Genomic DNA, 23330 nt, shown 5'->3' on the forward strand with positions numbered 1-23330 from the left:
AAGAAAATCTCGCCATAAAAAACTGCACCTCCAATTGTTAGTTGTGTCTAACAATTGGGGTGCAGTTCAACGTTAAGAAATCGACTTTTTTTACTTTTTCTTAAAGAACAAACACCTCCGTTAGCCATTCATGAAGCGCAAAAATCAGCGCTTCACCACAGAGAATGAAAATTGATCTCTATGTCGATAATGTTTTAATGGCTGGCGAAGTATCCGTTTGTCTGCCTCCAACGATCCAACGTTACCATCGACTGTCGCGCCCTTTAAGGGCAGCACTCATGGGAGATTAATCCTTTTTTGGTCTTCGTCCTAGCCTCTACGTAATTCGCTATAATTGGAGGTTTTTGTTTAACGATTTACCAAACTCAATCAGATCACTCATAAGGCTCAGCCTTTTTTTAAAAAGCGTTTTTATTGGGTCTATTTTGTTGTTGCTGTGGTTTTTTCTAGATTTTGTGCTTTTTTAATTTTCATGGGAGTTCATTAAGAAAAGCGAACCTTTTTCAATAATCGCGTCTGTTTGTGGAAAATATTACACTCGACATTTTTTACATTAAAACGCAGGTGGGGTAACTGAAAATAATACAACAGCATTTTGACTAAAATTATTTTCCCATTTATGTTTCAAATTTGCTGGTATTTTCACACTATCACCAGCTTCTAAAAGATACTCTTCTTCGCCTAAATACAGCTTAATTTTCCCTTCCAAAATAAATGCTACTTCCTCTCCTTTATGTTCTAGAAGATTTTCTGACGAAGAAATATTGGAAGGAACTTTCATAATCGCTGTTGCTAAATTACCCGTAAAATCAGGTGACAATAACTCATAAGACAAATTATCAATGATCATTTTCTTACGTTTACTGGATCTAACGATCAAGTCTTCCGTATTTATTTCTTCAAGTAAAAAACTAAAAGTTGGAACATTCAGGGTTTTAGCTAAAACCTTTAGGGTTTGAATAGAAGGATTCGCCAAACCTCGTTCAATTTGGCTTAACATTGAAGGTGTAATTTCAGCTAATTTTGCCAACTCTCTACTACTCAATCCTTTAGCTTTTCTAAATTTTTCAACTTTCTTACCAATATCTATATTTTCCATAATCGATACTCCTTAACAAGTTGTTAAATTTCATTTAAATAAAGTAAATATAAATTAACACAAAGATGATTATGTGTTAAACTGTATTAAATTTTATTTAATTATAATTTACAAAGCAACTTGTTACAAGAAAATGAGGAGGATCAAACAAATGAAAGAGATTGAAAGCAAAGAAATACAAACATGGAAAGACCAATATCCTTTACTAAACAAGCTCATTTCGATGGATGAAGTATTTTGGCTGAATCCAAATGTCGAAAAATTTCAAACGGGAATTAAAAAATCCCCCCTTACTCAAGAAGATGTAAAAGATGCAGAGGAAAGGTTGAAGCGTTTTGCTCCATATATCGCCAGGGTTTTCCCTGAAACAAAAGGAACGAACGGTATCATAGAATCTCCTTTAGTGAGAATTCCTGCCATGAAACAATCCTTAGAACAGGATTATCAACAACCTATATTAGGAGAATTATTACTAAAATGTGATAGTCACCTTCCTATATCAGGATCTATTAAAGCAAGAGGCGGGATTTATGAAATTCTCAAACATGCAGAAGAATTAGCTTTTCAACATCAATTGTTAACAATACAAGATGATTATTCGATTTTAGATAGTGATAGATTCCGGACCCTTTTCTCAAAATATTCAATCGCAGTAGGCTCGACTGGAAATTTAGGACTTAGTATTGGCATCATCAGTGCAAAGTTAGGTTTTAATGTTTCCGTTCATATGTCAGCTGATGCAAAGCAGTGGAAAAAAGACTTGCTTAGAAGCAAAAATGTCAAAGTTATTGAATATGAAGCTGATTATAGTAAAGCTGTAGAGGAAGGCCGAATCCAAGCAGATAGTGACCCAACATGTTATTTTGTGGATGATGAAAATTCTCACGACTTATTTTTAGGATATGCAGTGGCTGCATCTCGATTGAAAAAACAATTAGAAGAGCTAGAGATAATAATAGATGAAAATCACCCTTTGTTCGTTTACCTTCCATGTGGAGTAGGTGGTGGCCCTGGAGGCGTAGCTTTTGGTTTGAAATTATTGTACCAAGACCATATTCACTGTTTCTTTGCAGAACCTACCCACTCACCATGTATGTTACTCGGTTTAATGACTGGACTTCATGATAAAGTTTCTGTACAAGATTTTGGTATCGATAATGTAACAGACGCGGATGGACTTGCTGTAGGAAAGCCATCAGGGTTTGTGGGTAAAACTATGGAACCTTTTTTAAGTGGCAATTATACGGTTAGCGATGAACAGTTGTATAAGTTGCTAAAAGAACTAGTCGATACAGAGGGGCTCCATTTAGAACCTTCAGCACTAGCAGGCATGATAGGACCAAGTAAATTATGTAAAGAGGGCATCGATTATTTACAGAAGCATCATTTAACGGAAAAGATGGGCAATGGTACACATATTATTTGGGGGACTGGCGGAAGCATGGTTCCTGAAGAAATGATGAAGCAATATTATCAAAAAGGGTTGAAAATAGCGTTAGAGAAACAAAAGTAATTTTACACGAGGTAGTTTAACCCCGTGTCAGTTTGTAGACCAAAAGGTTTCGGAATGTTCTCATTCCGAAACCTTTTTGATTTTTTATTGGATTTGAAGCTGTTATAGAAAATAGCTGACCTCTCCATTATTTAGATCTTTTCTGGGCCTCGCAAGTCCAGTTGGCTCTCTTCTTTACATTCATTGCAGCGAAAGTTAGCATCGACTGCATCAACAATTTTTTAAGTCCCCTTAACGTTGTCCAACGCATGCCATTCTTTTCTTTTCCATCCGCGAATACTCGCTCAATTGTTCTTTGCATTTTGCAAAAATTGGCTATATATCTTCGTGATGGCGCAGATGATCTGCTACTTCCACGTATTTTTGCCAAATGGGACGTGTAACAACTTATTGATGATCTTTACTATCCGTACATTGTGCTAATAAAAAGGGCACGTTGCGCAGATATGTTTTGGTGATTTGTACTCACGATTCACCTGCCCGGCAAAGATAACAGTCATTATAAGCTGTATCTGCGGAAACAGCCTGGGGTTTTCCAACTCTTCTAATCACTTTTTAACTATTGGCTCTAAGATATTACTATCATGTGTGTTACCTGGTGTTACAATCATGCCGACTACAAAACCGTTTCGTCTGAGGCAGCAAGGAATGAATAGGCAAACTGTTTTGTACGTTCGTTTTTGACGTAGTATCCACTATCTGGATCGGTTGTACTTTCTTTCATTTCTTTCTCTTCTTCATTAGTGAACTTTTCTTGAAAGAATGGCTTTTTTTCGTGTTTTTTAAGTCCTGGTTAATCTCATTTTGAAGATGTTCTCGATAAGCATCGATTTCTTTCCAAACGATTTTCTTTTCAAATTTGTGCAATTCTCATTAGCCTTACATGTGTGGAGTCAACGAAAACATGTTCTGCAATGATTGGTCTGTCTATCTAATTACCTTTCCTATTAATTAGGAGTTTACAACTATCTAAATTCTGTCTATTATCTTCGATTTTATCAACATAAATCGAAAGAAGTGATAACTAATATACAGTTATTAGGAAATTGTCTATTGTCAAATTACCCTTTAATAAGGTAATTTTTATAGTGTGAATTATTCAACACTTTGTAAAAAAGTCTGCATTAAGATAAGAGAGAATTGCCTAATCAGACTAAAACAGCCCCCAATTCGATAAAAAAAAGGTCTATTTTATTCATTATGATTTTATCAACTGACGGACTCCACTAGTTATACCTATTTGATTCTCATATCAACAGGGCGTCGCATTGGAATGGCCTTAATGATGATGCCTATACAGCCTGCTGGTTTAAGTCCATTGCCACAACGGTTAAATGCGCATGGAACAGCAATAATAATACGATTCGTCAAGTTGCCGGTGCCTTCGGTACTTCGCTTCTTTTGATTTCTCCAAAGTCCTTTCTCACTGAGAAAAGAAAAAGAGAACGATATAATGATTCCACATATCATTAATACACGAAAAGTTGTTACTCCAGGATCAATTACTTGTGTTATATTCGCAGTAAAAAAACAAATAACCAAGATAATTAGAGCAAACGAAATAACCCCTAAATATTTTGTCATGATTCCCCACCCTTCTCCTCTAATCTAATTTACTAAATTGTGGTTAATATGTATATTTTTATTCGATATCTTGCCCTATAGTTTCATAAAGAAAAGCTTACTTAAAGACCCCTCAATCTTCAACGAATGCACCGTTAGCCATTCATGAAGCGCAAAAATCAGCGCTTCACCACAGAGAATGAAAATTGGTATCTATATCGATACTGTTTTAATTGCTGGCGAAGAAGGTCGTCGAACTATGTGCCTTTGAGCTCATCCGTTAGTCTGACTCCGGCGACCACGTTGTACCACCGACTGTCGCGCCCTTTTTGTGCTTTTTTAATTTTCATGGGAGTTCAACAAAAGCCTACCCTTAAATCCACTCTTTTCCATGTTCACAAATGAATTTAATATCGTTTTGGTAATGTTCAAGATGCCCTTCATCTATCATCTTTTGAAATGCAATGTCACCTTCACTGGCTTTTTTTGTAATTGTTTTACATAACCCCTCTAATCGTAGCAATACCATTTCCAAATAATCTTCGTCTATTCCTTCACCGTAAGATTCAAAAAACAATCTAACTCTTTGTTTTATACGGTTAGCATGCTGTAATGAATTATAATAAACTCTCTCACCTGTTTCAGAAAGGTAAAATCTACTTAAGGGGACGCAATTATAAAGAGTATAAGCCATGTCCCAAAGTCTTGGACCAGGTCCAGCAACATCGAAATCAATAATACCTATTGGTCTTTCATGTTTAAAAATAATGTTGTATATCGCAAAATCATTATGGCATAGTACCTCAAATTGTTGGGGGGTGTTATCTATCGATTCCCAGCTATCATCAAATGAAAAATCACTGACAGAATCATGATAAAGACGGAGCATTTTCGCTATTTCTATTAAGACATCATTAGACCGCATGTATTCTTTTAAAGGATAATTACCAGCTTCTCCTTCAATAAATGATAATATCCCCCTTCCTTTTTCATCAATACCTAACAACTTTGGGGCATAACTGAAACCTTTGTTCTCCAAATGCTTTAATAGCTTATGAATTTTGGGACTATCTGGCTTTAATTCTCGTCGCACAGTATCTCCCGAACGATAAACCCTAGAGACATTCCCTCCTGTTAGCATTTCTTCGTTTTCATGGTTTGACATCTAAATATCCCTCCTTGATATGACTTTCTATAAACCATAAAATAAATCCTGTTTGTTAAACTAATCTCTTTCAATTTATACCGGGACAAGGTACTTTGGGAGATTCCGATTTCCTTAGAGCCGCCTCTATAATGGATTAATCCCCGATCCATTCTTTCCTTTATAATCGTTACTGGATAAACCTGCTTTTCTTCAACCATTCCCTGGTTGCAACAGTCTCCCTGTCCGTCATACCCTTCAACAAAGATCATCTCCCATTCCCGTGATTTCATTAGGTGGGATTATTTGAACACGTGCCTTCAACCAGGTGTTATGTTTTTACCTTATACCCACAGCCTTAATGATTCCATCCTTCTTGAAATTGTTCTCTAATCCTTGAACCATATCGCGGATTCACTTCCAAATTCATGACTTTTATAAGCCCTTTGCCTCTCCTGTTATGATAAGACCTGAGATAGCCCGTACTCCTCTGGTGAATCCACCATTGCCAGGACAGGTACTGGATAACCGTTTAGGGTATCTTTGCTTAATTGGATGGTATTCAAGAGTCTTTAATGCAGAGCAGCCCACTGCGGAACCATTCAAGAAGTTGGCAAGCAATTCCCTGGACGAATGCTGCATTCATAAATACCAATTCGGATTTCCCCCCGCTACCCACAAAAAACAAGGGATTAAACTGCACTTGGCCAAACTTTCACAAAGTCTCCCTGATTTTCATTAATGAACCTCAAATTCTCTTTTTCTGATCCATATCGTTGTGGGCACAATCTAGCGTTTATAATAGTTCCTGTTCCATTACTTAATTAAAAACAGAAGTTGCCGAAACCACTAAAAAAAGCCGCCAATAATGGCAGCTGAGAAATCTTTATATTTATATATCATATTGGCTTTTAAATTGGAAAATCTCATCGACAGCTTGATGATACCCACCCGATTTTTGAAAGGATTCACTAATATTTGAAACAGCTTTATGGAAGGATGGGTGGTTTAACAAATGATCTACCGTTTCATTAAGTTGAGTTGCCGTCAAACTTTGCATTTGTAATTGAATACCTGCTCCTATATTGGCAACTTGCTTGGCAATTATCGGCTGATCCGCACTTTGCGGAATTACAATTAGCGGAACCCCGTAGTAGAGACCCTCATTGGTACTGTTCATTCCACCATGAGTGATAAATAATTTCGTGTATTTCAGCACCTCAGTTTGTGGAACATAATTTTTCACAATGAAGTTTCTAGGAATCTCCCCCAAGTCAGATATTTGAGCATTTTTCCCGATAGACATCAAGACAGTATGATCAGTGGCCTCGAATGCCTTAAAACATAGCTTATAGAAATCAATTTCTTGGTTAAAGACAGTACCCAGTGAAATGTAAATTGGGCTTTTTCCTTTGATTGAAGTAAGCTCGAAGTTTTCTTGCTTTAATCGTGTGGAGATTGATGGACCAACAAATTTGTAAGTTTGGTTGAATACTTCTCCGAAAGGTTGAAACTCCCTAGTTGTATAAATAATTGTAAGTGGTGCAGGATTGCAAAAAACTTCGTAAGGAGAATCGATCACCACATCATATTTTTCCTTCACCATTGCCGTCAGGCTTTGAAATTCATCGTATATAGGTTTAACTCTTTCTGTAGGGATTTTTTTAGAAAGTTGTTCCAACATTTTATCGAATGATGCTTTTGTCTGCGCAAAAGATGTACAAGAATTAATTGCCGGAAGTTTAAGTATTTGTGCAAGTAAATATCCACATCCAAACATGGAATCGTGGATGATATAATCAAAATGTTCTCCTTCGATTTGCTTCAGAACACTAGGTATCACGACATCTGCTGTATGCAAAAGACCGTTGATTCTTTCGAGTAAATAATTTCTTCCACCAGAGATAAAGGCTTTTACAAATTTTTCACCGTCTAATGTTCGTACAGTAGCTCCGGTCTTCTCAATACGCTCTCGAAAAGCTTCTATCGTAAAGTACACCACCTCCTCTCCACGCGAAATAAGCTCATGCACAACTCCAATAGTTGGATTGATATGTCCTTCTGATCCACCATTAATAAATAAAACACGTGCCATTATAACCACTCCTTAAGTAAAACGTTCACTTGATTTTGTAAGAGTAAGGGGCACTGCCCCATACCTTTCTCAACTATGTTAAAACTCCGTGGGTTCTTTTAGCAAGTGCAATCAAGTATCATTTTTAACTAAATTGCCCAGTTTAGTGAAAATCCTCACACTCTCTTCACCATTACCGATTTTCTTTAAATTGTTTTTTAATTATCTGTCCGCTTACTAAATAAGAAAAAACCCTACATTATCAAAAAACAGCATATAAACGGCCTACTTTGGGTTATACTCTTCAAGCATTACTGATTTCCCCATTAACTAGGTCACCTCTTAATTAAAAACAGTTAAATCCCACGTTACAAGAACGATTATATATGACAGAAAAGAATGGACAAAATCCTTTTTCAGGTTTTAGCGATGTAGACATGCTACAGTGGTTTCTTCAAAGGCGAGAGCATTTATAACTGCAACATGAAAAGTCCACCCGGACCGTCTAAGCCTAAGAGCGAGAACTTCTTCAATTTATTGAACAATTACCCACTTATTCATTGGAAATCCATGTAGACTTGGAAAAAGTTGTGGAGGGTTCCCTTTTTAAATCTTTATCTAGCCGGCACATTCGAAGGTATCAGGAATGGTTATCAGAAAAAAGCCCCTATGTCTTAACAAAAGGAGCGTATTCCGTTGCCACATTATCCAGAAAGACAACCATCATTAAGAGTTTTTTGAAATTCCTGTTCGAAGCAGGATAAATCACGGAACCTATTCATGAAGGTTTCTTTAAGATCAATGTTCGTAAAGATGATCGGCCCAACGGGATTGGGGACCAAAGGAAGTCATTCAGCTACTTGATTACTTTAGGGAAATTAACCACCCCATCGTTTTTTCGATTATTCATATCCTAACGATGACAGGCATGCGTAATGAAGAGTTTACAAGACTCCGGGTCAAGGATCTTCAATATGATTCCATTACCAGCACGTATTTTTTAGAGGTCCTAGGTAAGGGAATAAAAAAAGGCAAATACCATTGAAAAGGAATGAATAGTATTCGAATGTTCCGTTCCGCTAGAGGCATCGACGATATAGATGCAGCAGAAGGAGACGACCCTCTCTTTACGACCAATACCGGCCGTGCCTACTCTCCCTTTTATTTGTCTCAATTCTTAACAAAAGTCATAAAAGAGAGTGGATTGCCCTTTTTGAAGTTCCGTTCTTCTTCCGTTGGTCCTCATACCTTTAGGTAGGCGTGCTTTCGCCATCATTTCTCACTTAAATGGAGTTAATGTCTATCAGATTATGAAGAGTCTGGGCCATGAGCAGCTATCCACTATAGAAATTTATTTGGAAAAGGTTTTTGAAAAAGAACGCCATGCGATTCATTTGTGGAAATCAGATGTGTTTGGAGAGTATATATAATAGAAGAAAGTCGTCCTATTTAGAGAAGTTTTTGAAGCATATCGCTGATAACTAAGAACTTCTTCGAAAATTTGAACAATCATTTCCTTGGAATCGTTCATTGTTATACCGCCTAGTATATTATGTTTAGGCTCTTTATTTAGAGCACATATTCTTCTTGTTTTTACTGCAAAATATAGTCCAATTACTTGAACTAAATTGAAAGGGGGGGAAAAAGAGGAGCGTCTCAAGGGGACGAATTTAGATCCTTTTGGGTCGCTCCCTTTTTTGACGTCACTTTCTATTCGGTGATGCCGGTGTTCACAATACGAACGTTCATATAAAATTCAACAGGAACGGTTGGGTAGCGGTCTTTCCATGCTTCTTTATCAAAGTTCCGAAAATGGCTCCGGACTTTTCCGCCGATTCCGAGCGGATCAATCTTTAGCTCCTGAAATTTCCTCATCATTTTTTCCGCTCTTTCCGCCGTCTCTTTGCTCCATTCCTGCTCCACTTCTTTCATCTTACTAGAACCCTCATTTTTATTCCTCCTGCTAGTTTCATAATATATATTTACCACTTTAAAGTTTAATGAAACAATTAAGCGTCTTCTGCCGTATCGTTTAATTTAACGATTCTGTTCATTAAAAGGGACATTATTCTACGAGCTGAAAAACCTTCAATATCGAAGGTTATTTGTTAAACTATTCATATTTGATGCTTTTTCCCTTTGATTTTTCATTATAAATATGAACAGCACGCAGAACAAAGCACCAAAAGGGTATTATAACTATTGCTATTCCCACCGCATACCTGGCTTTAAAGCGAATATAACCACCTATTAAGCCCCATTAATATATATAGATACGAACCTTGGAGTAGGCTTAACAAGTGTAACGGTATACCTAATAAAGATCCTCCTTTCACTAATGGTCCTATTTTGTCATAAGTCACAAATCAATCGTAAAACATCGCTCTTTTTCTTATGGAGCTAAAGGGGCAGGTTAATTTAAGCATAGCTTTCTAAATATATGCCTAATATACAAAGGAATATCAGGGAACTATAATCCCAGATAAAGTATAAAGGGGACATAATTATGAAGAAAATAATGCTATTTATCTTACTATCATCCGTAGTATTAAACCTTTCTCCGATAATTGTTCAAGCTGACAAAAAACTGAATAAAGAGCTGATGAAAATTGTTAATGAGTTTAAACCGTCGAACTCGTTAATTGTAAGTCCTGACAAACCTTTCCCTACAAAGTCAATTCAACTATATGACTTTAATCAAGATGGACGGAAAGAAATAATCGTTACTTTTGAAGTTAAAGCAAAAGAACATCCTTCCCCTTCCCAGTATGGAGCAATGGTATTAAAGAAGGTTAATAATAAGTGGGAAAAAATATGGGAAACAAAAATTAAAGGAGTAGATTTGGATTTTTCTGGATTAGCTGATATTACTGGTGATGGTACAAAAGAATATCTATTTGGTGTTACAATTGGCGCAGCATTAGGAAGTAAACTTAAAATTTTCCAGTGGAATGATAACTCATTCAAAAATATTGCAGAAGTTCCTTATCATGAAATTGACATTTTGAATGGAAATCAAAAAGAAGGTTTAGCAGTTTGGCGATGGTATCTTGCTGAGTGTTCTTTAGTAGATGTATTAAAATGGAATGGTGATCAATTAGTTTATGATAAAGAATTATTTTAGTTTGGATATAGGATTAGGTGAAGATGATTCAGATATTGCATACCGTAAAAAAGAATGTTATTTTTAAAATAGAATTATGAGAGGACTGATGGTTGAATAATGATTAACTAATCTATATTTTAATTTGAAATTAATATTCAAACTAAAAAAATAGGGTTGGTCTATCCATTTTTATAAATCAGTTCATACTTTATTTATCATGATTCCAATTATTAATAAGGACTTATTTAGTATGAGTGAAAGACTAATCCTTCCAATTATAAATTGGGAGGTTTTTTTTATTCTCTTATAGATAAGTCGATATTTATTAATCCGTAACTTTAACCCAACAAACAAAGGAGAGAGAAAAATGAGTAATTCAGACACTATTGTTACACATGTAATGCTCTATATAAGTCGTTAGTATCCATCATACTTATATGGAGGAATTAATAAATTGATGGATATTCCGACTTTATATGAAAAGTGTCGATATATAAAGGAGGAATTATTATGTCAATGATAAAAGTTCAAGACTTAACTTTTTCATATCCAGGTAGCTTTGATAATATTTTTGAAGGTGTAAACTTTCAAATGGATACGGATTGGAAACTAGGATTTATCGGTAGAAACGGACGAGGAAAAACGACATTCTTTAATTTATTATTAGGGAATTATGAGTATAGTGGGAAAATCACTTCTTCGGTAGAATTTAATTATTTCCCTTACCCAGTTTCAGATAAGAACAAGTTTACTCATGAAATCCTTGAAGAAATTTGTCCCCAAGCAGAAGATTGGGAATTTCTTCGTGAAATATCCTATTTAAATGTTGATGCCGAGGTCATGTACCGACCATTTAAAACATTATCAAATGGAGAACAAACAAAGGTGTTGCTTGCTGCACTGTTTTTGAATGAGGGTCAATTTCTATTAATTGATGAGCCAACAAATCATCTAGATACTGATGCACGAAAGATGGTCTCTGATTATCTAAGGAAGAAAAAAGGATTTATTTTAATTTCACATGACAGAATCTTTTTAGACGGATGCGTTGACCATATCTTATCTATAAATAGAGCAAACATTGAAGTCCAAAGTGGTAACTATTCTTCTTGGAAGTTAAATTTTGATAGACAGCAGGAACACGAAGAAGCAACAAATGAGCGCCTACAAAAAGACATAGGGAGATTAAAACAGTCTTCAAAGCGTTCAGAAGGTTGGTCTCATCAAGTGGAAGCCACTAAAAACGGGACAAGGAATTCTGGTTCCAAGTTGGACAAAGGTTTTGTAGGGCATAAAGCGGCCAAGATGATGAAGAGATCGAAGAACCTTGAATCAAGGAAACAAAAAGCTATTGAAGAAAAGTCAAAATTACTAAAAAATGTAGAGAAAACTGATTCGTTAAAATTAGAACAATTGAAATTCCAGTCAAATGAATTGGTTGTTTTGGCTGATGTGTCTGTTAAGTATGATGACCAAATAGTGAATGAGCCAATTAGCTTTATAGTTGAACAAGGTGACCGAATTGTACTTGATGGAAAGAATGGAAGTGGGAAAAGTAGTATCCTAAAACTAATTCTAGGACATCCGATACAGCATACAGGCTCAGTTAATTTAGGCTCTGGACTCATCATTTCCTATGTCCAACAAGATACTTCACATTTGAAAGGATCGTTATCAAATTTTATTGAAGAGCATGAGACTGATGAGACGTTATTTAAATCTATCCTACGTAAGATGGATTTTGACCGAATTCAATTTGAGAAAGATATATCTCATTATTCTGGTGGACAAAAGAAAAAGCTGCTTATCGCTAAAAGTTTATGTGAAAAAGCTCATTTATATATATGGGATGAACCATTAAATTTTATTGATATTTATTCGCGTATGCAGATTGAAGAGCTTATTCAACAATTTAATCCCACAATGGTTATTGTTGAGCATGATCAGGCATTTCAACAAACAGTTGCAACAAAAACTATATCTATGTAGTTCAAAGTGAATGATTGAAAATATAATCAGTAAATCAAGTCATTAAACTATAAGGCGCTTTAATGGAGTAGTGAAAAAAAGCCTAATTTCTCTACAATAAATTGAGAAATTAGGCTTTTTAATGGGGAAATAGGAAATACTTTAACGAAATGCACTCATATATGGGAATATATAAGACCATTAGGTTTTCCTACTATTAAAGAAGATGTTTAAGTTTGAATGACACAGGTTAGTTTTGTAATATTACCCATTTTGAATATAAAATAAAGTCACGACTTGATTAAACTTATTTATACAAAAATAGTTTGTTAGAATATTTTAAGAGCAAGTTTTGATCAATCTTTTTCAAAACGTGCACTTTCTTTTTGTTCTTTTATCAAGGTTATTTGCATTTATTTGAACAAACTTTTTTATAAAAAATTATTCACTAGCAACAAACAACCCAAGCATTTTGACCAAACTTTTTTCAAAATGTTTGGGTTTCTTCTGTTGAAAAATTTTATCGTGCCTTTGATGGCTTTTTTGCCATAATGAAAGATAAAATTGCAAAACAAATTAAAAAGACAGAGAGAATCCCATAAGCCGCCCCTTCAAATCCCCTTATGTTTACGAGACCAATGTAAAATAGAATAATAGCAGCTATAACTGTTAAGACTCCTGGTACAATTCGTACAAATAGGGGAAGGTTTATTTTTTTAAACCACCACGTAACTAACAATATAATGACTCCAATCACAATAGCTATAAGAAATGATACAAAAATCATCATTTGCCTGACCACCTTTTCATTATTAATAAAATATAATAATGACTCTTTTAATCACTATACTCTATATGTCTATTTAACTTTAGCATTCCTGTAGAACATTAATTATAGGCTTTGAAAAAAACAGAGCCCCTCAGTATGAACTGCACCCCAATTGTTAGTCAAAATTAACAATTGGAGGTGCAGTTTTTTTATGACAAAATATTCGTTAGAAACTAAGCTAGCTGCCGTTCATTTTTTTATTGAGGGTCATGAACCTTTTAAAAATGTAGCTCAGAAGTATGAAGTAAGCAAAACTAAAAGGATTGAGTCCTGTAAAATACAAGATCCAATCCTTAGTAGCTGCTTAAAATACTTTGTCTAACTTTTTGGGTTCACTTCACAATACAGGGATCATCTGTTCAATGCTTTCTAGCTTTTTTTTAAATATCCTTTACAAGGGATACACTTTAAATAAGAGAACCACTTTATTATTTATAAAGTAAAATTTTACCTACAGTACCGTCAGCACTTTGGCCAACTACGCGAACCTTTAGTCCGAATTTTGGAATATTACGGCCAACGTCAGGAGCTTGGGTATTGCTGTAATTCTGATTATCATCAAACATGGCATTGCTTTGAGTAAAGTTATCTTTCACGTAGAAAGATGAATCACCAATGGTCACTTTACTACCTTTGTTTAAGCTAAATGCTGCATCATGCATTTGATAGCTGTTTGAGCCAAGGACTTTATTAACATCATATACACCGTTTGGATCCTTCCAGTCCTTATAATGCCAGATATTATTGTGCTGGTCGGCGTCGACAACACCTAAGAAACCGTCACCAGGGTGATAGTCTGGACCTGTCCAGTTGTTATCGTAGGAGTTATCAACATACCAAACTACTAAACCTTGATCATAAGATAACATGGTTCCTTTACGGTTCACATTGGCTAAACCTGAATCAGAACCGTTATGGGATCTCCATTCGAGAAGGTAATACTGACTTGCATGTTTTTTGCCATCAGATTTGGAGAAACCTACAAAAGTAAATGGTGAAGTTCCTTCCGCATCATCGGACAGAATTGTGCTGCCCCCCGCACTTACCTTGATATCATCAACATAGAAACCTGCCATTGCCAATCCGCCATCAGTGACATAATTGAAGCTTAATTGGACTTTTTGGCCAGCAAATTGAGATAAATCAAATGTTGCATCTACCCATTTGTTTCCGGAATCTCCTGTAATACCATTGCCTGGATTTGACCCTTGAGGATCATCATTCGTTGTGATGTTACCATGAACCGTTTGACCATTGACACGAACAGTAGCATAATCATAATCTTGTTCGATAGAGTACCAGGTTTTAAATGTAAGTTGAGCAGAAGTAGCATTGGATAAGTCAATAGTCGTGTTCATTTTGTTACTTAGATTATTTCCACTCCCACTGAAGTACTCTGACTTCCCACTTGCAGGCGTATTAACTAATATCTCCTTTTCAGGAAGATTTACTTTAACAACATCATCATTTGTGCCTTTTGTACTTGCTTCATCAAGCAAGTACTCTGTTCCTTTAGAAGTAACATCATTTACGTTTATTTGACTTCCTGACTGCCAGTTTGGCATAAAGTCATTTGTTGTCATCATTTGCTGTAAAAACTCTTTATCATATGGACTGAAGCCAGATGGTTCCGTACCTGGAATTTTCCCTGTCCAGCTTCCACTTGACATGAGTGACCAGTAGCTGACTGGTTCACCTAAACCGCTGTAAAGAGTGTCATACTCATCCGGCAAGCCTAAATCGTGACCGAATTCATGAGCAAATACGCCCGCAGCTCCATCTTCTGGTTCAATGGTATAGGCTAGTCCTAACAAATTATCGACACCAAAATAGTTTACATCCGCTTTTGTTTCGGGAATTGGGTAGAGACCGCCTAGATCCCAGCTGTGAGACCAAATTGCCTCTTCACCAATTTTACCGCCGCCTGCTTCTTCCCCGACACCAGAGTGAATGACCATGACATGGTCAATGATTCCATCTGGTTCGCGCATATTGCCGTCACCGTCCAAATCAAACTGATCTTCTTTGTCATATTGATTCAAATCAATTGAAGGATCTTTAGCCGCATCAGCAAGGGCTTCCCGAATAAGTGCTCTTGGATTTTTATCATTACCGGCATTTTCATCATGAGCGCCGTAATAAGCAGCTGGATGTTTGGCTGTATACCAGCCGGCAACCTTACCATCCACCGTATAACTGCCGCCGGACTGTTGCTCGTAATACTGTTTCATGGAGATCTTTTTTTTACCATCCGGACCGACATAGCCATTTTCACCGAAAATCATATCCTGATAATGTTGGTTGGAGTATGCATCGGGTCCGCTATAATACATGTCTGTTTCATCGGAAGTTAATTGTCCGTGTGGAAGATTAGGAAAATCAATTAATAGAACGAGGACCTCGTCTTTCCTTTCCGTACCATCCCAATCTTCTTTTTTGACAGAGGAAACAGTATTTTGCTTTGCTTGCCCTGACTTGTTTCCTTTTCCCTCATTTAGACCGTTACTATCCATTTTTGCTTTAACTTGTTCTTTTAGTGCGGCCTGCTTCTTTTCAAAAGAATTTTCTTTTTTATTAGTTTCAGAGGCCGTCGCTAGCTTATGTAAATACTTTTGTAATGCCTTATCTGCTTCTGTGGCCGTCGCATCTTTTGGAATCGTTCCATTTTTCTTTAACATCTCAATTAGCCGGTCATCATTTGCAATCCCTAAATCAATTGGTGCTCCCTCTTTTTCAGAAGCCTTAACTTCTTGAGATAAATTCACATGACCTATAACTCCGGGTGTAAACGCACTAAATGCAAGTCCAGCAGATAATAATGGCATGCTAATTTTCTTTTTCCAATTCAAAGTCCATCCCCCTTAAAAAAAGTCTATGAAACTAATTGCGAAAAGAAAGAGTTTCATAGAATTTTATACTATAGGCTACAAATTGGCAATGGTTAATATATTGAATAATCAGATAATTGAAAATATGTTTCTCAATAAACATTCTTAAATTTAACACTCGAGACCAAGTAGGTTACCACTTGCATTAAGGTAAATTACGACAGATTACATATTTACAGGTACAACTATGAAAACTAATTCATAGCAATGAACGTACCTTTCTTCTTAAACTATTGTTAATCCAAAATTACGTCTTATTTAGTTCATATTTCAGCTTTTTTCGCCTGGATCATTTCTTTGATTTTATCTCTAAACTTTTCATTCGTGAAGATATCCTGTGTGGTTGTTAAGTGTCGCTTGGCATGTCTGGAAAAGTTAGTCGCTTCCACCCACTGACCACAATAAGGACATGGAAGCTGTGCGTCTACTTGCCATTGTGTCGTTACGAATCTATTTGTATTTGAATTACATCTTTTGCAACCTTATTGACTACCTTTGTATTCACATTGACTACATCATCATTCATTTTGTATTTGTCCGTGATTGCTAATTCTCCAGATACCCTGTCATTTCACGTTCTATCAGCAGACAAATCGCTTCACCGATAGATAAATTCAGTTCGTCACAGTAACCTTTGAAATCACCGTACAAGCTTTCTGGAATGCGTGCGGTTAATACCTCGGTCTTTTCTCTTCTTCTCCGATTACGTACGAATTGTTCCAAGTATGTCATCCAATTCCCTCCTAAATCCACTTATTGATTTATTCGGTCACCATACCTCCTTTAATTCATTCCGTATACAATTCGAATCACAATCAAATCATTTTGAAACATTTATATTAGGTCACCTTGTATACTTCTGTATTAGATTAAAATATATATTCTATCGAGGTTATTCCTAAAATAATCAAGAAGTAAACTTCACTTTAGTAACTGATAAATTTGTCTCCAAGAATCTTTGATGATTGTTCTTTTTGACGCTCATACCGAGTAGTTTTTTTTAAAATTACTTATGTATTTCACTAGAACGATGCTACGTTGAATAAGAGAATATGTAATTCAAAACCTTTATTCTGAGTGCAAAATAAAAACGACAATTAAGTCGCCTTTTCTCTAACTTTTTAATAAAAATCTCCAAGCTGCAAGTTTTGTTGTCCCACCCTAGCCCCCTTCGTAAATATATCAGAAGCATCCTAACCACCGATTTATTTGGAGAACTTTAATAGGGCGCTGCTCTCTTTTTCAAAAAATTGAAGTTTGCGCTTTATTTAATATGGTCTTTTTCCTGATTAGTAGTGTTTAATTTTCATGGTATTTTAAGTGTAATTCTTCACAATCCTGTTTTTGGAAAAAGCGGCCTCCATCTTGAAGGATCGCACGATATATAATAAAAATAATCAATAACCTATTGTGCACAAGGCTGCAAAATAACCTGTTTGAGGACGGAACAGGCAGCCGTCGCCCTCGTTGGAGATCGGGATTGTCACCCCGCTAAAATTTTGCATGCTAGTAGGCCGTAGCCTACCGCTATTGCTTTTTTATTTTCTTTCAAGCTTTTTTTTGGGTTGTACTTTCTGATTTTTTCATCACTCATTATAAACAAAGTACGTGCATAATAAATTCCCGTTTGGTTGGCCCGTAATGCCACTCAAACGTAGTCTCCTCTTCCCTCGTCGTAATATTTTTTTATATACTTGATGGAGTCTTTCCTTGGATGTTTAGCTACATAATCCGGCTCCTGAAGGATTTCAGGTCAAAGAGGTATTCATTACCCATACTACAGACAAAAAATAAACATATACTTAATGATACTTGTGATCAGATTAGAAAGGAGAAATCTGCTTTGACAAAATATCGGATTATGTCCTTTGATGGAGGCGGTACCTTAGGTGCTTTAAGTTTACAACTTTTGAACAGACTGGCTCAGCAAAACCCAAAATTAATTAGGCGAACCAATGTTTTTTCAGGAAATTCAATCGGTTCATTCACTGCCCTTGCGTTAGCAAGTGGAAGATCGCCCAAGGAGACACTCCAGTTTTTTAAGGATAAAATCCTGCCGGCATTCAGCGTTTCCCGACCAGGTGGACCTGTTTTCAACCAACAATTACCCTATTCTGGTTTCGTTAAAGCGGTGCAAACATTTTTTCCACCAGATCTTCTCCTCAAAGACTTAAAAAGACGAATTGTTGTCCCTGCATTTCATTTATTCTCACCGGAGCTGAATCGTTGGACTCCTGTGTTATTCCACAACTTTCCTGACTCTCCCTATTTAAATGAGAAAGCGAGTGATGTAATACTACGGAGCAGTGGTGCTCCCGCGACACAACGGGCCTATCAAAACTACGTGGATGGGTATACAGTAACAACTAACCCTAGTACAGCCAGTATCGCGTTTGCAGTGGGGAAAGCCAAACAGCCGTTGGATCAAATTGCGGTATTATCCATTGGAACAGGTGAAGAGCCGACTCAATTAAGAAGAGATACAAAGGGGTGGGGGATGGTGAGTGCAGATAACATACGCCCCGAAAATATGAAGAACCTTCCCCCAAATTGGGGAGTCCTTTTGGACCGATCTCCCAATGAACCCTTACTGCCATTTCTTCAGATTGTCGCTAGTGGATCCGGTTACTATGAATCCATGGTCAGTTCTCAGCTTCTAGGAAATCGTTTTTTTCGGTTAAATCCAAGGATCCCTAATTTCTCCAAAACGGACCCGTCTGTAGTTCCCGCTGTCATTTCAATTGCTAACAAAACAAATTTACAACCTGCAGTTCAATTTATAGAGAAAAACTGGAATTAATCAAATTATCCCATAAATCTGATTGGGTGATTGAATTTTCCGTTTTTATTGAAAGCATTTGGATTTTTTATAGAAAAACAGCCATAACCTGGCTGTTTTTATTTATTCAGTTCTTCTTCAACTAAACGGCTACGAGCGAATGGCTAGTTCTTACTCGATGGGAATCCCACCCGTTATATGATACGACCTAGGCTCGGCCGCACAAGCACCTGTTAGTTTAACTACTAAACTTAATTTTTTTCTCTTTTTCGAAATAGAAACCTGTCCCATTTTCTTGTGGAACAAACCCATGTTGAGCTGAACTATTTTCTACCATATTTTGCTCTTCTGCTGTTTTAACTGTGGTAACATTTTTTCCTTCAGCTACCAAACCTTCTCTACGATCTTGTTCCTCTCTAGTAACAAGTTTATATGTATCTGTTTGTTTTGAGGAAACTTCTGCAGATGCTTCTGTCTTTTGCAAGTCTTTGGCAAAACCGATTGATACTGCTAAAACTCCTGCAAAACCAAGGGTTAAAACTAATTTCCCTATCATATAAAAACCTACCAATAATTTCCAGGCATTCCAATAACATATTTTACCACAACTAAAACTATGTTACTTTTAATTTATTTCTTCAACTAGACTGCCCCTTTAGCTCCATAAGAAAAAGAGCTGCCAAAGCAACTCCCTTAATGAAGTAAAGGACTTAACTAAAAAGTGTCCATGAAACTATACTAACTCCACTGTATTATCTAAGAAGATTTGTAGTTTTGCTCTCACTGAGTGGAACTTTTGGTGAATGATATAATTTTCTTTTCATCATTACATAGTAGAGAAAGGATGAAATAAGCAGCCCTACAATCCATGCAAGATCAGCACCCCCTAAAGATTGGGCAATCGGGCCGACATAGATAGATGTATTGATAAAGGGTATTTCAACAATGATGGATATTAAAAATGAAAAGGTTGTAATCCAATTTACCTTTCCATACTGCCCGTTTAAATCAAACATGTCCTTAATATTGTACTCTCCCCTTCGAAGTACATAATAATCAACGAGATTTATGGCCGTCCAGGGGATTAAAAAGTAACTAATCAACAAAATAAAGTTGGTGAAATACTCCAAGAAATTCCCTTTTCCGATGATTGTTAATAAAGTTCCAATTATAGTGATACCTAAGACAAAAAACATTCTTACTTTTGGAGATACCTTTAATTTTGTAAAAGGCTCAATGGTTGATACTGTTGACATGAAAGAACCGTACAAATTGAACACGTTGATTGAGAGTTGGCCTAAAAAAATGGCCAGAAGCATAATAAACACAAATCGATTACCAAGCAAATGAGACAAATAAGTCCCGGAGTTTTCAAGGTAACCAGGAATGGCGACAGCTAAAAGGATTCCTAATAGCATCATCCACACGGTTCCTATGACTGATCCTGTGTACGTATACCAGAATGTTTTAGCTGGAGGGGTGTCAATCGGTAAATACCTAGAGTAGTCTGCAACATACGGAGCAAATGAGAGCTGCCAGGTAGCTACAATACTAACGCATAACATGAAAGTTGAAAATTCAAATCCAGCCGGAGACCAGCTTTCTGCCGGTATAGGCAAATTGAAGACGACTATTGTCGCAGCTAAGAATATGAAAAAAAAGAACCATGATAAATATTTCTGCATTTTATGAATTAAGTCATGACCTATCATCGTAACGATGAAAGTGATGCCATTCATAATAATAATACTCCATGTCAAATCAATTGATAATGAGGTGCTCAAGACTTGAGCACCTAGCAAACCGCTGCTCGCAAAGAATCCTAAGTACATAAATATGACAAGTATTAAGGGAATCACAGCACCAATAACACCAAATTGCGCCCGGCTTTGTATCATTTGTGGAATACCAAGTTTTGGTCCTTGAGCGGAGTGCGAGGCCATAAAAATGGCTCCGAGTAAATTTCCTGTAATAATTGCCATTACACTCCAGAAAAGATTTAATCCAAAACTAATGCATAAGGCTCCTGTAACTAGAGTGGTCAAATGCATTTGGGCACCAAACCAAACTGGGAATAGCCCTCTTGCTTTCCCATGACGTTCATTTTCGGGAATATACTCAATGCTCCTTTTCTCTACTTTCATAAACACCCCTCCGGTTCTTTTTTTAAGTTCCCTGTGATACGTCCGTCGAATCGATTGAAAAGATTTACATAGAAAGTCGTTTTCTATGTAAATCTAAGAGCCAAATAAACCAATGACATTTTTTCTAAGTCATAAGGAAATTTTTTCTGTTTTAGTAGCACTCACTATTTCTCTTTCTTTTAAAATAAAGCTCATTAAGTCTAAAGTAAGACGTGCTGCTACTTGTCCAGTCATACCCGCATGGTCATATGGAGGTGCTACTTCGACCATATCAAACCCAATGACCTGCCCCCTTTTCGCAATCCCTTCGAGTAATTCATTTACTTCATCATAAATGAGACCGCCTGGAGAAGGGGTTCCCGTTGCAGGAGCTATCGAAGGATCCAAACCATCAATATCAATGGTAATGAAATAGCGTTCCCCGGCTGGAATTTGTTCTAAAACGCTTTCTATTCCCACTTTTCTCATTTGACGCGGTGATAATATAACACTTCCATATTCTCTTGCAGCATCGACATCTTCCTTTTTGCTGCTACTGATTCCTCGAATACCAAACTGAAAAATCTTATCCACATGATCCATTTCAGACAATCGACGTATGCAGCTTCCATGACCATACCGTTGCCCTGAGCGATGATCTGCCCAATCCAAATGAGCATCTATTTGAATAACATGGAAAGGTCCCGCTTCAGCTAATCCCTTTCCTACTGGAATCGTAATGGAGTGATCGCCACCTAAAATAACCGGCATCGCCCCTTTTGAAACGATTTTTTTTATTGCTTCTTTTGTATTCTCCATACACTGCAGTAAATCTCCATGTACCATATCCACATCGCCACAATCAACAACTTTCCAATCGGGACCTAAATACATAATATCTTTTTCGATATCATAGGCACCTTCTAATCCGAAGCTATATAATGTAGATCCTTCACGTATTCCACGCGGTCCCATTCTCGCTCCTGATTTCCATTGTGTACCCATATCATTTGGAACACCAATGACAGCTACATCTGCATCAAGTTGATCGAGGTCAGTACAAATCGGGTATTTTCCAAACGTACAGATTCCTGTAAAGGGAAGATTAAGAAAATCTTTTTCTTTTCTATTAGACATGTTAATTGCCTCCTTCAAAATGTTAATACACTCAAATAAAAGCAATTTCCATGCCATTTTGAAAAGTCAATATTTATGTGAGGATATAGTCAAAAGTGACTAGCGCTCTTCTATATACTTTTGTATCTTTCTATTTGCTGTCGACTGGCTAATATTCAATTTTTCTGCAAGCTTAATACTACTTGGGTATTTTTGATACATGCGCATAATAAACTCCTTTTCGATAGATTCCATATACTTTTGCAAAGTGGTTTCTTTCATTCTCTTTTCTGAAAATTGTTCAAAATCTTCACCATCAATCTCGAGGTTAATCTCATCTTCGCCCGAGGTGATAACTGCTTTTTCAATAAAATTACGCAACTCTCTAATATTCCCCTTCCATTCTTGTTGACCGAGCCAGGCAAGCATGGCTGGTGTAAACCGTTTATTCATGTCATATTTCTTATTCATTTCTTTCGTTATATCGAAAATCAAGGATATGATTTCTTCCCTTCTCTCCCTAAGAGGAGGGATTATAATTTTAACAATATTTATACGATAATAAAGATCTTCCCTGAACAGCTTTGCATTTACAAGTTCTTCTAAATTTTGATTCGTGGCACAAATTATTCTGCAAGAAAGCTGAACAGATTTATTCCCGCCTATTCTCATCAATGATTTATTTTGTAAAACAGACAATAATTTCACTTGAAGGTTCATTGGGAGCTCTCCAATTTCATCTAAGATCAAAGTCCCTTCTCCCGCAGCTTCAAAATACCCTTGTTTTCCACCCTTTTTTGCACCTGTAAAAGCTCCTTCTTCGTATCCGAATAATTCAGACTCAATTAATGATTCCGGTATGGCGCCACAGTTTACTTCAATAAAAGGGTGAATGCTTCTTTTGGACATTTCATGAATCATTCGTGCGATTCGGTTTTTACCGACCCCCGACTCGCCAACTAACAAAACAGTTACATCCAAATCTGTTACTTTTGAAATGACATCAAGCACTTTTCCCATTTTTTCATTATTAGGAAAAAGTGTGTTAATAGGGGCTGTTGACAAAATGGGGGAGAGCTTTTGCTCATTCCCCATTTTGATTTTTATCGTTAATTGCTTGTTTATTTA

General features: G+C 36.5%; 16 protein-coding genes and 2 pseudogenes. 6 read left to right on the top strand and 12 right to left on the bottom strand.

Annotated elements, in window-relative coordinates; all coding sequences use genetic code 11:
- Nucleotides 1-553: 553 nt before the first annotated feature.
- Nucleotides 554-1099, bottom strand: coding sequence for a helix-turn-helix domain-containing protein (locus tag ACFX4L_RS22280; protein ID WP_284470701.1), 546 nt, complete (start codon nucleotides 1097-1099; stop codon nucleotides 554-556).
- A 151-nt stretch (nucleotides 1100-1250) separates the two neighbouring features.
- On the opposite strand from ACFX4L_RS22280, the gene ACFX4L_RS22285 reads away from it, so the two are divergent.
- Nucleotides 1251-2612 carry a D-serine ammonia-lyase gene (locus ACFX4L_RS22285; RefSeq protein WP_377406217.1) on the top strand — a complete coding sequence of 454 codons (1362 nt, stop codon included), beginning with the start codon at nucleotides 1251-1253 and terminating at the stop codon, nucleotides 2610-2612.
- 127 nt (nucleotides 2613-2739) lie between these two features.
- On the opposite strand, the pseudogene ACFX4L_RS22290 reads toward ACFX4L_RS22285, so the two are convergent.
- Nucleotides 2740-2996 (bottom strand): annotated as a pseudogene (locus tag ACFX4L_RS22290) (transposase); the annotation flags it as partial.
- 820 nt (nucleotides 2997-3816) lie between these two features.
- Between ACFX4L_RS22290 and ACFX4L_RS22295 the strand changes: the two are divergent.
- A pseudogene (locus ACFX4L_RS22295) lies at nucleotides 3817-4016 on the top strand (MFS transporter); the annotation flags it as partial.
- Nucleotides 4017-4548: 532 nt separating this feature from the next.
- On the opposite strand, the gene ACFX4L_RS22300 reads toward ACFX4L_RS22295, so the two are convergent.
- Nucleotides 4549-5340, bottom strand: a complete 792-nt coding sequence (locus tag ACFX4L_RS22300; RefSeq protein WP_377406221.1) for a phosphotransferase — start codon at nucleotides 5338-5340, stop codon at nucleotides 4549-4551.
- Between the two features lie 871 nt (nucleotides 5341-6211).
- Entirely contained in the window at nucleotides 6212-7414 is a 1203-nt protein-coding gene (locus tag ACFX4L_RS22305; protein ID WP_377406223.1) for a macrolide family glycosyltransferase, read from the bottom strand.
- Nucleotides 7415-8444: 1030 nt separating this feature from the next.
- On the opposite strand from ACFX4L_RS22305, the gene ACFX4L_RS22310 reads away from it, so the two are divergent.
- Complete coding sequence (locus ACFX4L_RS22310) at nucleotides 8445-8651, top strand: hypothetical protein (protein ID WP_377406225.1); 207 nt, start codon at nucleotides 8445-8447, stop codon at nucleotides 8649-8651.
- A 452-nt stretch (nucleotides 8652-9103) separates the two neighbouring features.
- Here the strand turns inward: ACFX4L_RS22310 and ACFX4L_RS22315 are convergent, their stop codons facing one another.
- Nucleotides 9104-9325, bottom strand: a complete 222-nt coding sequence (locus tag ACFX4L_RS22315) for a Ger(x)C family spore germination C-terminal domain-containing protein (RefSeq protein WP_483878237.1) — start codon at nucleotides 9323-9325, stop codon at nucleotides 9104-9106.
- A 574-nt stretch (nucleotides 9326-9899) separates the two neighbouring features.
- On the opposite strand from ACFX4L_RS22315, the gene ACFX4L_RS22320 reads away from it, so the two are divergent.
- Nucleotides 9900-10517 (top strand): hypothetical protein, encoded by a 618-nt coding sequence (locus ACFX4L_RS22320; RefSeq protein WP_377384038.1) that lies wholly within the window; start codon nucleotides 9900-9902, stop codon nucleotides 10515-10517.
- Between the two features lie 492 nt (nucleotides 10518-11009).
- A complete protein-coding gene (locus tag ACFX4L_RS22325) occupies nucleotides 11010-12488 on the top strand; it encodes an Lsa family ABC-F type ribosomal protection protein (protein ID WP_377406227.1) in 1479 nt (492 codons plus the stop codon).
- 499 nt (nucleotides 12489-12987) lie between these two features.
- Here ACFX4L_RS22325 and ACFX4L_RS22330 read toward each other — a convergent pair whose 3' ends face one another.
- From ACFX4L_RS22330 to ACFX4L_RS22340, 3 genes are all read right to left on the bottom strand, one after another.
- Nucleotides 12988-13257: a YesK family protein gene (locus tag ACFX4L_RS22330; RefSeq protein ID WP_377406230.1), complete on the bottom strand. Its 270-nt coding sequence runs from the start codon at nucleotides 13255-13257 to the stop codon at nucleotides 12988-12990.
- A 467-nt stretch (nucleotides 13258-13724) separates the two neighbouring features.
- Nucleotides 13725-16121, bottom strand: coding sequence for an immune inhibitor A domain-containing protein (locus tag ACFX4L_RS22335; RefSeq protein ID WP_377406243.1), 2397 nt, complete (start codon nucleotides 16119-16121; stop codon nucleotides 13725-13727).
- Nucleotides 16122-16730: 609 nt separating this feature from the next.
- On the bottom strand, nucleotides 16731-16916 hold the full coding sequence (locus ACFX4L_RS22340) for a hypothetical protein (RefSeq protein ID WP_377384044.1): 186 nt from the start codon (nucleotides 16914-16916) through the stop codon (nucleotides 16731-16733).
- 1111 nt (nucleotides 16917-18027) lie between these two features.
- On the opposite strand from ACFX4L_RS22340, the gene ACFX4L_RS22345 reads away from it, so the two are divergent.
- Nucleotides 18028-18984 carry a patatin-like phospholipase family protein gene (locus ACFX4L_RS22345; RefSeq protein WP_284470688.1) on the top strand — a complete coding sequence of 319 codons (957 nt, stop codon included), beginning with the start codon at nucleotides 18028-18030 and terminating at the stop codon, nucleotides 18982-18984.
- 217 nt (nucleotides 18985-19201) lie between these two features.
- On the opposite strand, the gene ACFX4L_RS22350 is transcribed toward ACFX4L_RS22345, so the two are convergent.
- The 4 genes from ACFX4L_RS22350 to ACFX4L_RS22365 all read right to left on the bottom strand — a co-directional run bounded on the left by ACFX4L_RS22350 (nucleotide 19202) and on the right by ACFX4L_RS22365 (nucleotide 23297).
- Nucleotides 19202-19519, bottom strand: coding sequence for a hypothetical protein (locus ACFX4L_RS22350; RefSeq protein ID WP_377406233.1), 318 nt, complete (start codon nucleotides 19517-19519; stop codon nucleotides 19202-19204).
- A gap of 196 nt (nucleotides 19520-19715) precedes the next feature.
- Nucleotides 19716-21107, bottom strand: coding sequence for a purine-cytosine permease family protein (locus ACFX4L_RS22355; RefSeq protein WP_377406236.1), 1392 nt, complete (start codon nucleotides 21105-21107; stop codon nucleotides 19716-19718).
- 129 nt (nucleotides 21108-21236) lie between these two features.
- Nucleotides 21237-22223 (bottom strand): agmatinase, encoded by a 987-nt coding sequence (gene speB / locus ACFX4L_RS22360; protein ID WP_377406239.1) that lies wholly within the window; start codon nucleotides 22221-22223, stop codon nucleotides 21237-21239.
- 99 nt (nucleotides 22224-22322) lie between these two features.
- Entirely contained in the window at nucleotides 22323-23297 is a 975-nt protein-coding gene (locus ACFX4L_RS22365; RefSeq protein WP_377406241.1) for a sigma-54 interaction domain-containing protein, read from the bottom strand.
- Between the last annotated feature and the right edge of the window lie 33 nt (nucleotides 23298-23330).

It is taken from the genome of Peribacillus sp. YIM B13482, from assembly GCF_042787975.1.
Taxonomy (GTDB): Bacteria; Bacillota; Bacilli; order Bacillales; family DSM-1321; genus Peribacillus; species Peribacillus simplex_A.

Coding starts and splice junctions, on each gene's coding strand:
- ACFX4L_RS22285 (WP_377406217.1), top strand. CDS start 1,251: ATGAAAGAGATTGAAAGCAAAGAAATACAAACATGGAAAGACCAATAT.
- ACFX4L_RS22335 (WP_377406243.1), bottom strand. CDS start 16,121: ATGCCATTATTATCTGCTGGACTTGCATTTAGTGCGTTTACACCCGGA.
- ACFX4L_RS22300 (WP_377406221.1), bottom strand. CDS start 5,340: ATGTCAAACCATGAAAACGAAGAAATGCTAACAGGAGGGAATGTCTCT.
- ACFX4L_RS22330 (WP_377406230.1), bottom strand. CDS start 13,257: ATGATGATTTTTGTATCATTTCTTATAGCTATTGTGATTGGAGTCATT.
- ACFX4L_RS22340 (WP_377384044.1), bottom strand. CDS start 16,916: ATGACATACTTGGAACAATTCGTACGTAATCGGAGAAGAAGAGAAAAG.
- ACFX4L_RS22320 (WP_377384038.1), top strand. CDS start 9,900: ATGAAGAAAATAATGCTATTTATCTTACTATCATCCGTAGTATTAAAC.
- ACFX4L_RS22365 (WP_377406241.1), bottom strand. CDS start 23,297: ATGGGGAATGAGCAAAAGCTCTCCCCCATTTTGTCAACAGCCCCTATT.
- ACFX4L_RS22305 (WP_377406223.1), bottom strand. CDS start 7,414: ATGGCACGTGTTTTATTTATTAATGGTGGATCAGAAGGACATATCAAT.
- ACFX4L_RS22355 (WP_377406236.1), bottom strand. CDS start 21,107: ATGAAAGTAGAGAAAAGGAGCATTGAGTATATTCCCGAAAATGAACGT.
- ACFX4L_RS22280 (WP_284470701.1), bottom strand. CDS start 1,099: ATGGAAAATATAGATATTGGTAAGAAAGTTGAAAAATTTAGAAAAGCT.
- ACFX4L_RS22350 (WP_377406233.1), bottom strand. CDS start 19,519: ATGATAGGGAAATTAGTTTTAACCCTTGGTTTTGCAGGAGTTTTAGCA.
- speB (WP_377406239.1), bottom strand. CDS start 22,223: ATGTCTAATAGAAAAGAAAAAGATTTTCTTAATCTTCCCTTTACAGGA.
- ACFX4L_RS22325 (WP_377406227.1), top strand. CDS start 11,010: ATGTCAATGATAAAAGTTCAAGACTTAACTTTTTCATATCCAGGTAGC.
- ACFX4L_RS22310 (WP_377406225.1), top strand. CDS start 8,445: ATGAATAGTATTCGAATGTTCCGTTCCGCTAGAGGCATCGACGATATA.
- ACFX4L_RS22315 (WP_483878237.1), bottom strand. CDS start 9,325: ATGAAAGAAGTGGAGCAGGAATGGAGCAAAGAGACGGCGGAAAGAGCG.